The 13,220-nt window shown below is 36.5% G+C and carries 9 protein-coding genes; 3 read left to right on the top strand and 6 right to left on the bottom strand.

Translation table 11 applies throughout. The features are described from left to right. The first annotated feature begins 5 nt into the window (after positions 1 to 5). The 3 genes from M2273_RS14505 (at position 6) to M2273_RS14495 (ending at position 2,575) form a co-directional block, all read left to right on the top strand. Positions 6 to 857 carry a hypothetical protein gene (locus M2273_RS14505; protein ID WP_429398001.1) on the top strand — a complete coding sequence of 284 codons (852 nt, stop codon included), beginning with the start codon at positions 6 to 8 and terminating at the stop codon, positions 855 to 857. Between the two features lie 210 nt (positions 858 to 1,067). Continuing rightward, complete coding sequence (locus M2273_RS14500) at positions 1,068 to 1,391, top strand: hypothetical protein (protein WP_429397999.1); 324 nt, start codon at positions 1,068 to 1,070, stop codon at positions 1,389 to 1,391. Positions 1,392 to 1,471: 80 nt separating this feature from the next. Continuing rightward, complete coding sequence (locus tag M2273_RS14495; protein ID WP_429397997.1) at positions 1,472 to 2,575, top strand: Fic family protein; 1,104 nt, start codon at positions 1,472 to 1,474, stop codon at positions 2,573 to 2,575. Positions 2,576 to 2,636: 61 nt separating this feature from the next. On the opposite strand, the gene M2273_RS14490 is transcribed toward M2273_RS14495, so the two are convergent. The 6 genes from M2273_RS14490 to M2273_RS14465 form a co-directional block, all read right to left on the bottom strand. Continuing rightward, positions 2,637 to 4,067, bottom strand: a complete 1,431-nt coding sequence (locus M2273_RS14490) for a reverse transcriptase domain-containing protein (protein ID WP_429397995.1) — start codon at positions 4,065 to 4,067, stop codon at positions 2,637 to 2,639. 1,207 nt (positions 4,068 to 5,274) lie between these two features. Continuing rightward, positions 5,275 to 5,721 (bottom strand): protein-disulfide reductase DsbD domain-containing protein, encoded by a 447-nt coding sequence (locus M2273_RS14485; RefSeq protein ID WP_429397993.1) that lies wholly within the window; start codon positions 5,719 to 5,721, stop codon positions 5,275 to 5,277. Positions 5,722 to 5,793: 72 nt separating this feature from the next. Then, complete coding sequence (locus M2273_RS14480; RefSeq protein WP_429397991.1) at positions 5,794 to 6,447, bottom strand: hypothetical protein; 654 nt, start codon at positions 6,445 to 6,447, stop codon at positions 5,794 to 5,796. Positions 6,448 to 6,757: 310 nt separating this feature from the next. Next, a complete protein-coding gene (locus M2273_RS14475; RefSeq protein ID WP_429398667.1) occupies positions 6,758 to 8,239 on the bottom strand; it encodes a thioredoxin family protein in 1,482 nt (493 codons plus the stop codon). Positions 8,240 to 8,335: 96 nt separating this feature from the next. Then, positions 8,336 to 11,974: a hypothetical protein gene (locus M2273_RS14470; RefSeq protein ID WP_429397989.1), complete on the bottom strand. Its 3,639-nt coding sequence runs from the start codon at positions 11,972 to 11,974 to the stop codon at positions 8,336 to 8,338. Further along, entirely contained in the window at positions 11,961 to 13,100 is a 1,140-nt protein-coding gene (locus M2273_RS14465; RefSeq protein ID WP_429397987.1) for an SIR2 family protein, read from the bottom strand. The genes M2273_RS14470 and M2273_RS14465 overlap by 14 nt, the downstream gene beginning before the upstream one ends. Positions 13,101 to 13,220 lie beyond the last annotated feature (120 nt).

Raw genomic sequence — 13,220 nt, 5'->3', positions numbered from 1 at the left:
TATTAATGGACGATTTGATTAAAGGGAAAATATATAATGTTTGGGAGGATTACATCGGCGCTAAACGAGCGATCTATGATCTTAAAGGGAACTCTTATAAAAACATCGATTTTGATAATAAAAGATTAGATGCAATAAAGGATATCAAAACCATTTTATCACTGTTTTATGATGGTAGTTATGATTTAGCAACATTCAAAACTACTTTGGATGGTTATAATAAGCGGAATAATTTTTGGGGGTTCCCTGCTGCAAAAGGCCAAATGTATTTTAATCTATTAACGAAAGCGAGTCAAGGTAAATTGGATGCTTTGACGGAACTATTAAAAGATGTAATTAAAGAACCTGTTGATATAAACGATGCCATAAAAAAAATTGAAAGACTTGAGTTATTCACAATTAAACTTTCTGAAATAAGCTCGGATAAACGAAAATCTCCTAACCCTTCGTCGGTAGGTTACTTCTTGTCCTATTTTTGGCAAATTTGTAATCCTATAAAATGGCCAATAATTTACACATCCATAATTGAATCTTTTAAGGCGCTAAATTTTGGGGGGGATGAAAATGGTCAATCTTTAAATTATAAGAAGTTTTTTTTAATTAATGAAGACATCAAAAGGTTTTTATCAATTAAGGTGAATGAGAACTTAACGAACTGGGATATAGAGCATTGTTTCTGGTATTTTAAAGGCCGTCCGCAAACAGAACCATCAACTATTCAAATTGCTGATCCCAATAGTCTAAATGATTTAAAAAATGAACCACTATCGATAAAAGCCAATTTTAATATTTATGATTATATAATACCCAAGGTTTCAAAATTAATAGAAATAGGGGAACAAGAGGGGATGAAATAACTTGGACGACTGATATAAAAAGATTTATATTATTGTCGTCAGAGGCTTTGTTGTATCTACATGCTTATAAAATCAAAGATAATCTAGGTGTATCCACTATTATTGAGAAACTGATTGGGTGTGGGAATTTGGTTACTGCAGAAAAGATAATCTCCGAGTTTGACGATGTTTAATATACCCGGACTATAGGAATAATTGTTTAGAAAACTAATGGATAAGGCGTTAATTTTAATTCATTTAAAAGAAGTCGAAAATCTTCAAAGATCTATAGAAGATCTTACCCAGTATTCTTCATCTAATTATGGGCTTGCCGATTATATTAACATGTTACGTCAAAAATTAGCATATTTTGATCATGGGGAAAGAGATAGATTTTATGTACCGTATATTAATCTACAGCGGAAACTTGATTTACTATTAGAAAAAGGAGAGGAAGCTTTTCAGAGTGCTTTCAAAACGAATAAAACATTGTTACTTTCTGCTGTCAAAAGCTATCTCAATAAAATGAACGCCTCACTTCGAGAACCGGATTAAAGAGATGAGCCGAATTAAAATTAAAATCGGCTCAAGTTTTTATTATATTTGAGCCGAATAAATACCCTAATCGGCTCATTATGTATAATTGGCAACTTCCAAAATGGCCTAACTTCATTTTTGAAGTACAGGAAATCCAACCATTAATCCTGGCATTTGCGCAAGAAACCGGAGAGGTAAGTGGTGTTATTCAAGGACTATCAGACGACTTAAAGTATGAAACGCTGCTACAGCTTATGCTGTCTGAGGCGGTTAAAACTTCCGAAATTGAAGGCGAGTACATCAGCCGAGAGGATGTAATATCATCTATCCGAAATAATCTCGGACTAAATGAAACGCCAATTGATGTCAAAGACAAACGTGCTGAAGGAGTGGCTCAATTGATGCTCGAAGTCCGGAAATCATTTGATCAGCCGATGAGTTTGGATATGCTCCAGGCTTGGCACGATATGTTGATGATCAATGCACGTAACGTTAATCCTGGCCAATGGCGGATAGGGGTCGAGCCTATGCAAATAGTTTCAGGTTCGTACGGCCGAGAGATAGTACATTATGAAGCACCGCCATCTTCAGATGTTCCTAAAGAAATGGAGAGGTTTGTTAAATGGTACAATAATGCTGCCTTTCAATTGAAAGGAGAGGTTGCCGAAGCGGTATTGAAATCGGCTGTGGCGCACTTGTATTTTGAATCCATACATCCGTTTGAAGATGGTAATGGGCGTATTGGTCGAGCGATTGCAGAGAAGGCGTTGTCACAATCCATCGGACGACCTATAATGCTCAGCCTTTCTAAAATCATTGAGCACGATAAAACGGCCTATTATGCCGCCTTAAAGGAAGCGCAGCGGTCATTGGATATCACTGCTTGGATTAATTATTTCGCTTCTGTAATTTTGGAAGCCCAGCGCGATGCTAAGGCTATGGTGCAGTTTACGTTGAAGAAAGCTCAATTCTTCGACCGATATAAACATCAGTTTAATGAGCGACAATTAAAAGCAGTAAACAAGATGTTGGAAAAAGGTGCCGACGGATTTGAAGGGGGGATGACGGCTAAGAAATATATTGGCATCACTAAAACTTCTAAAGCTACCGCCACTCGTGACCTGCAAGAGCTTCAAGTTATGAGCGTTTTTGTGCAGGAGGGGGCAGGGAGGTCGATACGATATCAGTTGAACTTAGTTTGACTTTTTGGAAGCCTGGAGCGAATGTCATTGACGACTGAAAAGAATACTACATTAGGGCTTCTCAATTTAAAATAGTCGCCATTTTGTTAGTACGGATTTGGGAAATATCAGCATTAACTCTTTCCGCGAACGACATGGGTGGTTTTGATTTTTTGTACGTTTCAATACACGGAGGAATACCTGTACTTCTCCTTTGTTTTTCGTTAAGGCCAGTTTTTAAATTACTATTCCTATCTAAAAAAACTGACGCATCACCACTTGTTTTTAAAGTTTTTCGGGTTCTTATTTCATCAGAGCTGCCTTTTTTTAAAGGGAAACCAAATTCGTTGAATATGTTATATAGGGTTATATTCACGTGTTTATCTAGATCTGCAATCTGATTATCGATATCCAAAAAGCTATAGGCAGCAATCCAACCTTCTACTGCGTTTCTAACTTTAACCAATACTTGTAAAAAGCCGAGCTCTTGACCGGGGAAATTTTGTTTTAGTGATTTCTGGGATGAAAGATCTCTAAGCTTTGAGATAATTGCAACAACCTTTTTATCGGACACTGAGCATTTCACCCCGTCAAATTTAACGGACAGAAAACTGAAAGAATGTTCCGTTGGTTTTAGTATTCTGCTTATCTTTTCATTCCCGGCCGCTTTGTCCTTTAATGGATAAAGCGTTAGACTAAGTTTAGTTTCTAATTCTTCTATGGCTATCAAATACGCCTTTTTAGCGTCGTCAGCGGTTTTGCACAATATAATAAAGTCGTCTGCATACCTGATCATTTTTATTTTCGACTTTATCATTCTCTGGTCGAAATTAGCTAAGAATATATTGGCCAGCAAGGGAGATAAGGCATTGCCCTGGGGTATACCTTCTTCAGCGCTAGAAAAAATGTCATCATAAATTTTCTGGTCTCGTTGTTTAAGTTCAGTTCTGTTTCCTAACTCCTGATTTAGTGACCCTTGGAGCAAGATATCAAGCGTATGATCTTGCAGGTTGGTGCAAATATCATTCAAGAGCATTTGCTTATCGACGGTAGGAAAGAAGCTTTGGATATCTGCTTCAAGTATATATTTATAACCTTGTTGATAATACGAGGCCATTTTTAAGATGGCGTCTTGAATACTCAGCTTTCTTTGGTAAGCAAAGCTGCAAATGTTTTTGATCTTGTATTTGCGGGAAAGTTTTGCTTCCAGCTTTAGTGCGAGAGCCTTATGAACTATTCTATCTTGTACTTCTGATATCATCAAAGGGCGAAACCCTTTGTTCTTTTTGGCTAAGGCAACACCTTTTACAGCAGAAAATCTAAAGGATCCGTTCAATAATGAAGTTGATAACGATTTGATGTTATTTTTGAGATTGGCCTCAAAGTCTTTGATCGAAATTTTGGATAAGCCGGTAGATTTCTTGTTAGAAGTATTCAACAGACGCCATGCTTCTAACAGGAATTTTACTTGCGATATTTGTTTTAATAAGGTAGGTTTAACTCTTGATGACATATATGTATGAAATGTGGGTCCAAACTGTTAACAGTCCTTGCAGGTCCAATCATAATCACAGGAGAGAGGTTATCAAACACAGTAATGGTATATAATACCACCCTTTACGCTTAACGGTCTCTTTAGCATTAGCCATCGTCAGGCGCTTAGCACCGTCCATTGTCTTAATCTTTAGTCCACGGCCACCGGCCAGGCTCCATTTGTTTGTTTTTTACCTTTCATGCTATTTTTTTGGGCGCATCTACGCTACGTAAATCTAATGTTTTTTATCACATTTGCAACTTTTTTGAAAATAGTTGAAGGCCGCTGCTCCCTGCCCTTTAAAATTCCAAATGACACCGATATGGTTACCCTGAACCTGCAAGTAAAAGTGTAATTGGGGTTGCACAGGAGAGAGGTTATCAAACACAGTAATGGTATATAATACCACCCTTTACGCTTAACGGTCTCTTTAGCATTAGCCATCGTCAGGCGCTTAGCACCGTCCATGGCATAAGCAAATATACTCATATTTTCTGCTAAGTATTTAGCTTGTTGAAAAAAATGAATAAGGAGTAATTTGCAAGGCGAAATTGTAATTCGATTATTAATAAATTACTGCGTTTTCTATTTAAAAGAATTGCATAATAATTACCTGTTGAATCGAAATTTAATATTTACTTAGATGGTCTCTTATTGATTTAGTATCTAATTTAACGCTTTTTGTATCTATTTTGTACCTCAAATCGATTAACTAATTGATAATCATAGTATAATTACTTTTTGTATCGGTTAAGTAAATATCGATAAACGATAATGAGTAAAACAAGAGTTGAAAAGATTGAAAGTCAAAATATATAATACTCCTCCAAATTAGGTCAAATAATTAAAGTATAAAAGTCGTAAATTTATTTGACCTAATTTGGAGGAGTATTATACTGGTTGATATCCAAGGAAAGTTTTTCCCAGGTATTGTTAGAATGAACAAGGAGTTATGATGAAAAAGATGATGATACAAATCACATCGGGCAAGGGCTCGGCAGAATGCTACCGGGGTGTAGCCGGTGTGCAAAGCCTGATAATGAAACAGGCTAAACAGCACGGCATTGAATTGCAGGTGCTAGAAAATAAAGCCGGCCAATTGAACGGAACGCTATTGTCAACCAATCGGAGACAAATCCGACAAGGGGGGGGATTTTTAAATAAAAGCCAGGTATTGTTAAAAAACTTAATTAACAACAACACTAAAACTCACGTCTTCCGGTGGTAGACATTTACTATCATCGCAAGCCATAAACTCTATATTCCCTTCAATTTGAAGATTCTTTGATTTAACGCTAATCTTTTGCTGAAAAATTACGGTGTTTTGAAAATACCTGATATTGAGATTGAAAATCTTCTCAAATTTCGTTTTGGGGCTTGGTTGGGTTGTTTTACCTAAAAGGTGAAATCTTTCAGATGGTTTGAAAGTAATAGTTGTTTTTACTGGACCTCCTTCTTCAATGTCCTGAGCGTAAATATGCCAGCCTTTATCAATTGATGCTTTTAAATAAATAATCGCGTTATACTTGCTTGTTTTTTTCAACGAGTAACTCCAACTTACAGGCTTAAGAATCTGACCAAACACACCAGAATACGCAAGTGTTGTTACTATAAATAGCAATACTTTTTTCATTTATAATTAATCATAATAACTAACACAAAAAGACTACAGTAAAAATTTTAAACACCCAATATTAGCTGCTTGTTAATTACCTGCGCTAACATCGTATATCTTAATATCATTTTTATTCTTTTTGTTCGGGTAATAGATTCTTGTACTTAAAACCTTTTCTTTGTTTTTTATTTGCATAATATATACTATTTCTTCAAGATGTTCAATCTTAAATTTCCCTTGTTGATTTAGTGTTATAACTTGTTTTAAATTTTCAGTGGTACCATCCATTGTTCGCGGCCAAAAAGAAATTGTTACATCTTGTGGCAAGGTATTTTTAGGTAATAGCACCGTTCCATCTAAAGTATATACAGGGTTAATTCCGCTATAAGAGTCTAATTTTAACAAAGGTGTTTTATTGTCATCAAGAATACCATTCAGTTTAACAGCATTATTTTTTATAAGTCCTACCTTGATAAAGAATCTCAAATTATTTACACAAGAGTTTGAATCATTTCCTTTTACAGCATTCATTATTAACTCAGATTCAAACTTCAATCGTTCAAGTTCAAGTTCATTGTTTTTTTGAATAAAAGAAGCTATAAATGATCCGAAAATGGTAATTAAAGTAACAATAATGGTAACTAAGGTGGGAGATATTCCAGAGATTTTTTTATTTTCCTTTTTTAGACTTTCAAGTTCATTAAGCTTTATCTCATATTCAATATCATCCAAACTTCTTTTCATATATGATAAAGTTTAGCTAAAAATAGCAATAATTAATAAATTTTTCAAACAAACTAATCTTTCACTGCCACAAAGCCCCAGGCTTGTGTGCCAAACGAAAATCATAATGGCTTTGTAACCTATACAGCCCATACCTCTCCACTCCCCGGCCAATAAAGGCCATGAGCGCATGCCAAACGACCCACAACTTTATTATATGATAATTAAAAAAACATTGATTGGATTATGTTTCAATATCCTTATCATCTATTTGCTAAAACATTTATAACTAGTCTTTCCACACTCGGAGCCGAAATATTTCAGTGATATTTTATTGAGTTAACATGGTTTTTATTTCTTTTACACTACGGTATTGATCTGCATCCGTGGGGGTAATAATGCCTTCTTGCTCAAGATCATCAAAATCTTTCAGGAAAGCTTCCCTAAAGGATTTGTCACCGTTAGCATACGGTTTATCCTTAAGATCGGCATAAAGCATTTTTGCGCTGTTAACATCTCCGCTAAGAAGATAGCCGAGCGCCAGGTTGGTGTAAATCCAATCGTTCCCTTTAAACAGCTCAATTCCTTTTTTTGCCGAAGAGACTGTCGATTTAAAATCTTTAATAAAAAGTTGGTCCCAAGCTAGACTCCCATATAATGCAGACAACTTAATTGGGGGATAATAATCAGCTGAAGTACTATCCTGCATGTTCTTTTCAATCAGCGATATACTTTGTTTTAATCGCTCAACTTTGCCAAAATGATTCTCAGCATCAGCTGTATTCAATGCATTGTTTAATTGAACGATATAAAATGTATATACTGATGGCTTCTCTTTCTTCCCCATTTTTAGGAGTTTAAGGTAGAGCTGTTTCGATTTGTTGAGGTATTCTTTTTTGTCGCGATAATAAAACTTTGCGCCGACGGTTAAAACCTCTTCATCGTCTGAAGCTATTAGTTCCTCGAATGATAGTGTTTGATTATTTAATCCGTAACGCGTTTTTAGTTTCTTTGTGGTACTGGCGGCATCCTCAGCGGAGAGATAGGCGGATATTAACGTATTAAGTTTTTCAAAATCCATTTCGCCATTAGCTGGCATCTTATTGATTGCATTGCTCACTACTTTTTCTGTAAACAGATCATCAAACTCCTTTGGCGTTCTGCCGGTCAGTTCTATCACGCGGGAGCGGTTGGTTTTTAAAAAGGTTAGCTGGTCATCGTTTAAAACTTTAGCGTAATCCAAAACCAGGTTAAGCATTTCTTTTTCCATCAGCGGATGTTGGTTACTTTTTATATATCCAGTCATAACCTCATCAACACCGCTATATTCTATTTTATCGGCGACAGTTAACCATTCGCCAAAAGCAGCGGGCGTCAATACGCCGGTCATAGCCTTGTTACGCACGGTATAAAATTGCTTTTGTGGATTCCTGGCATCTTTGGCCAGTGCAACAAAGTCCTCTACCTCCAGCGCCCCAACACTTAAGTGAACCAGCTGTCCATTTGCGTTAATAAAGAACAAAGTTGGATAAGCTTTAACATCATACTTCTTAGCCAGCATTACGCCTTCACCTTTTTCCATATCCATCTTTACATTTATAAAGTTCTTGTTATACTCGCTGCCTGCCTGCGCCGTAGTAAAAACATTATTTTGTAGACGCTTACATGGCCCGCACCAGGATGCGTATGCATCTAAAAAAATGAGCTTCTTTTGAACTTTAGCCATTGCCAAAACATCTTTCCAGGCCTTATTATCAATAAATTTGATTCCCTGGGCGCTGATACAAAAAGGTATCAAAGCGCAACAAAACATAAAAAGTAATTTGGTTTTCATGATTTCTTTTATTTAGTTTTTGGATAATCGTTTACAGTTTACTAAATAGCCCAACCTTTTAGATGTTCCTTTACCTTACTTCAGCAAGTCCCTGATTTGCTTTACGTGCGCGTAAAGTTCTGTATCCTCGGCTGTAATAATATCTTCGCTTTCTAAATCAACCAGGTCATCAATGAATGTCTTTTTAAATGTGTTTTTCGACTGATAAAAGTTTTTGTCTTTATACTGCAGGTAAATAGCCTTAGCTTTATCAAACTCGCCGATTAAAAGATAACCCAAAGCCAAATTGGTATATATCCAGTCGTTTGTTTTTACTAATTGGAGGCCATTTTGTGACGACAAAATAGCCTCTTTGTAATTCTTTATAAATAACTGATTGTAAGCCAGATTGCCCCAGTCGTTCGAAAGGCTTTTGGTGGTAACTGCATTCACATCATCTGAAACAGAAAGTCTTAGCACATCACCAAATAATGTTATATTCTCTTTGAGACGAACAACTTTTGCGAAATAATTTTTCGATTCCAACTCATTTAAACTGGTATTTACATCAATCAAATGTTCCAGGTAATCGTATACCGGGTTCTCTTTTGTGATAGTCACCAGCCGGGTAAAAATTTGTTTGGCTTTGATAAGCGAATCCTTGTTATTCACCGTTTTTTGGAAAGCACTCCCCCTATTGTGCAATAATTGGGGGTCATTCGATAACATTAGATCAAATTGGGGACTATTCGACAAATTTGACTTTTTAAAGACGGAGGAATCTAAAATCTGTACCTCGGCAATAGCAATTGGTAAGCTGTTAAATTTAGGAAATATCCTGTAAGTGGTGACTTTACCATGATACCCGACAGAAAGTACAGTATTACTACTTAGAAAATTGGCATAGATAACATTTGTATCTATAGGTAATTTCTTAAAGTAGCCCCCAGGTATATTCAGCACAATATATTTTCCATCATTTGCTGAACCTGCTAAAATATTTCGATCATCTGGCGATAACGATACACTGCCTATATAATTTAGTTTTTCTTTAAAATCGAACATTTGTCCCGAGGTTTGCACTTTATACAGGTTTGAGATCATAACTTCCTGCTGAGATGTACCAATGATTATACTTTTTGAATCGCGGGAGAAATTTAAAGCCGTAACATACACTTGGACAGGCACTTTTCTGTCCTTTCCGGCCTCATAATAAATCTTAGTGCCAGTAACGGTGCGGGTGCTAACCAATTTCCCCGTAAAGTCAAATATACTTACACCGTCAACATGTCCAACCGCAATTAATTGGTTATCTGGAGAAAAAGCAGTCAAGTATACCGTTTGGTTAAAATCCTTAAATGATATCGGGTTAGCCTGCTGCCCCTTAATAAGCGCACTTGTTTTCCACAAGAGCGGTACGTTATCTTTTCTTGTGAACAGTATTGAGCCATCGGGCGATAGCTTACAAATGGCGCTACTGTCTACAGGTAAAGCTAAAAGTCGTTTTTCTCCATTTACCGAATACACCAAATGGCCCTTTTCCCTGGCAACAATTTCGCCTGCGTTATTGAGTCCTATGGAAGTGAGATGTGGGCCGTGTTTAAAACTTGGTATGTAATCAATTTTCAAACTATCAGCCACCAATTGCCCTGTCACAACACCTTCTTCTACGTTATACGCGAATTTGGTTCTATCGGGTGAAAAAGCGAATGCTGTAGTATGAAGGCGGGATGCATCGTAAATGGGCAATATCTCCTGCTTTTTTGAAACATCATTAAATACTGGCAGGCCAACTAAATTTATTATATTTTTTTCCCTGGCTCCGGAATTTTTATTCTTATCATATATTACCTTTATTTGGTACATAGCACTGTATTGCTCACTAACAGACAAGTCCGCCGCCTTAGCTAAATTGTTTAGCAGACTAACAGCAAAATTATAATTATTCGTTTCGTTCGCTAAAAAATACTCCAGACAAAGACTCCTTCCTTGTTGCTTTAATGCAGTATCTATTAGTTTAGATTGCATAAATATAGTTGATTGAAAAAGGCCATCAAACTTCTCATAAGCCCTTTTTTTCAATTGAGCATTTGCGACAGCCAGTTGGCGATTCAATGCCCTTGTTATATTTACTTGATTTTCTGCAGCCAATTTAGCGCTATCGGCTTTTTGGAGTGCCGCGATTGTCTTGTCCTTCTGTAGTCGGAGGTCGTCTGCGGTGTTTGTTAAAATGTGATTACTTTTATCAAGCTGCTTGTTCATTGTTTCTATCGATTTTTTTGACTCATTGGCATCATTTTTCATGCTAACGGCATACACGCATGCCACAATCGAAATTATAGCCAATACCGAGATGCAGGCCAGTAATAATTGTGTATTCCGTAACTTTTTTCTTTGCTTGGCGGCGAGATCCCGTTCTATTGTTAGTCTCTGTTCATCTTCTTCTATCTTTAACTTTTCCAGCCGTTTTGCCTTGGCCTTAAGTATGGGATCTACAAGGGTATCATGGCTTAGCTCATAAGACAATGCTCCGGCGGTGTTAGGTTCGGCCCGCACCAGATGGCTGTTTACCAATTCGGCAAGCAAGGTTTTGCTTACGTTATAATCGCGTAAAATTTGCTGTTCATATATACTCAGGCGGGTTTTGTCTTCCTCGAAAATCAATTTCTCTTCTATAAACACCCTGGCTCTTTGCTGATCTTCTGCTGTAGGTAGTTTCGAAATTAAATTATCGTAGTAGTTTTCAAAAATATCGTTGATATCACCTAAGTGCTCCGTACCGATGATCCGAAGTCCCTTTTCTATTGCCAGTGTTTCCATGAACTGGCAAATTATCTGAAGCTGAAAAGATTCTATTTTTTGTTTCCCGTCTTTCGTTAAAAAAAGCAAAATTTGGTCAAGGGCATCGTTAGAAATATCAAATGGAGGCGACAAAAAAGTTTCTTCGCGCTTATAGGCAGGCTTCAGAATGGCATCTTTAGCTTGCGAAATATCGAGCGCCATAAGTTCATACGTTTTCCCATAGATACCCGGGATACAATCTTTAAGATTGTTGAGTAGGCTCATTTTATCTGACCGGATGGACATCAGTACCTTTACATTAAGGGGCTCGAACAGAAATTTAAGGTCATCATCACTAATGGCTTGCGGATTATTAATCATTTGTTTTTCCAGTTCAATCCGTACACCCTGGGGGATGTTAACATATAACACTTCGGCCAGTTGCTTTTTAAAGTCAATTATCTGAGCTTCCGGGTAGGTGAATAATTCTTCAAATTGGTCAATGATGATTAGTATATTTTTGTTCCCTGTACTTTTTTGGATAGCTTTTAAAGCGTGCCAAGCTTCACTGGTATTACTATTTTTAGTATTATCAGGAGAAACATTGGTATACCTACTGTCAAGCCCTGTTTTCTCTAATAGTGTTTCCAGCGGAGTAACTTGATTTTCGGGCCTATAAACTCCAAATCTTACGTTTAGAATATCGAAGTTGCCAGTTTCTCTTAACTTTGGGGTTATACCTGCATTTAATATCGAACTTTTTCCCAAGCCAGATTTTGAATACAGCACTATTAATTGCTCAACACATATCAGTTTAAATAGGGTATTAATATCCCCGTCACGACCAAAAAAAAGATCCTGGTCTTCGATTGAAAACGGTTTTATGCCGGGGTATCTGAATCCTAAAGCCATCACGTTGTTATAAGATCTGTTAAAAGCGCTACTGATTTTCAAGAAAGGAAATAAAATCTATAAGCCTTGTTCTGATGTTATTCATTTGGGTTTGTTGTTCGCTATTCGATAGTATGCCCTTCATTCTGTTCTGCTCGAAATAATTATAACTTCCTTGTATATTGTCCAGCATGTCGTTATTAGAAGAGTTACTGAAGGGGTAATCACCTTTAAGTACTTTGGTAAGCTCAGTGAATGCCTCTCCTATCTTATCGTTGGTTATTATTTGGCGAATTCTATGAAGTTCCACTGATATTAATGAAGTATTTTCGACACCTCGCAGGAGGCCTTCTTCCCTGCACTTTTCACATAATGTTTCTATGAAATCCTCTAACTGGGTATCAATAAAATTAATAGAGAATTGTGCCCTGCATAGATCTTCAATTTCGGATTCGCCGGTGCTGTCAGTCTTAATCGAATATTTGGATGATCGGTAGAGTGGATTATGAATTTTCAATAATCTCAACAAAAGCTGTACATACCATTTTTCAAACTTAAACCCAAGAAAAATAATGTTTGTGGCCCGTTGAAATGTATTTGCTACCTCAATAGGAAGTTTATTTGGCCCCATTATCGCACTCAGAAAATCAAATAATCCATCATGAGTTAAAACCAATGATTCTTCTTCTTCTGTGCAGCCAAATAAATTATAGATTACAGGATCTTGCCCGATAGGGGCGGTAATGTCATGGGGAGCTTGGGTTTTGTTATATACTTCAAAGCGATGTGGGAATTTCATTGCTTTAAAGGCTTGTTTCAGATATGTGTCTGGCGATACAGATACTATTAAGGGAAAGGGGATTTTAGTGATATTTTCATATATAGTTCGTTTTACAGTAGCCTTGGCATAAAATGCTTTTATCTTATAGTAAGTTTTTGTTTGAGAAGGCATGTCCTTAAATAAAAAAAGCTCATCCTGGCTGTAATATTTAAGGATATTGGAGTCTTGGTAAGCATTAAGGTAATCTAACAGCGCATTTTGCACACTATGTACTTTGCCCGAATCATTAAGATCAGACACCTTAATAATATCTGGCCCCAAAAGCAGTATACACTTCTCCTCTTTTAATGTATCAAGTAAAAAATCCCAATCAGGACTGTTAGTTTTTGTGACAACAGGCTCATCCATTGGTGAAAAAATTTAATGTTAATAAATATATACAACTTTTAGTTGTATTTTATATTTTTTAAAAAAAATATTTCCGTATCCAGCTGTAAATCAGCGAACAATACTAGACAAGTACCGGTA

The organism is Mucilaginibacter lappiensis, assembly GCF_050433765.1.
Taxonomy (GTDB): Bacteria; Bacteroidota; Bacteroidia; order Sphingobacteriales; family Sphingobacteriaceae; genus Mucilaginibacter; species Mucilaginibacter lappiensis_A.
This window is presented reverse-complemented; position numbering and strand designations above follow the sequence as displayed.

What these genes read in the sequence shown, in the direction of transcription:
- M2273_RS14505 (WP_429398001.1), top strand. Translation starts at nt 6, where the DNA reads ATGGACGATTTGATTAAAGGGAAAATATATAATGTTTGGGAGGATTAC.
- M2273_RS14500 (WP_429397999.1), top strand. Translation starts at nt 1,068, where the DNA reads ATGGATAAGGCGTTAATTTTAATTCATTTAAAAGAAGTCGAAAATCTT.
- M2273_RS14495 (WP_429397997.1), top strand. Translation starts at nt 1,472, where the DNA reads ATGTATAATTGGCAACTTCCAAAATGGCCTAACTTCATTTTTGAAGTA.
- M2273_RS14490 (WP_429397995.1), bottom strand. Translation starts at nt 4,067, where the DNA reads ATGTCATCAAGAGTTAAACCTACCTTATTAAAACAAATATCGCAAGTA.
- M2273_RS14485 (WP_429397993.1), bottom strand. Translation starts at nt 5,721, where the DNA reads ATGAAAAAAGTATTGCTATTTATAGTAACAACACTTGCGTATTCTGGT.
- M2273_RS14480 (WP_429397991.1), bottom strand. Translation starts at nt 6,447, where the DNA reads ATGAAAAGAAGTTTGGATGATATTGAATATGAGATAAAGCTTAATGAA.
- M2273_RS14475 (WP_429398667.1), bottom strand. Translation starts at nt 8,239, where the DNA reads ATGTTTTGTTGCGCTTTGATACCTTTTTGTATCAGCGCCCAGGGAATC.
- M2273_RS14465 (WP_429397987.1), bottom strand. Translation starts at nt 13,100, where the DNA reads ATGGATGAGCCTGTTGTCACAAAAACTAACAGTCCTGATTGGGATTTT.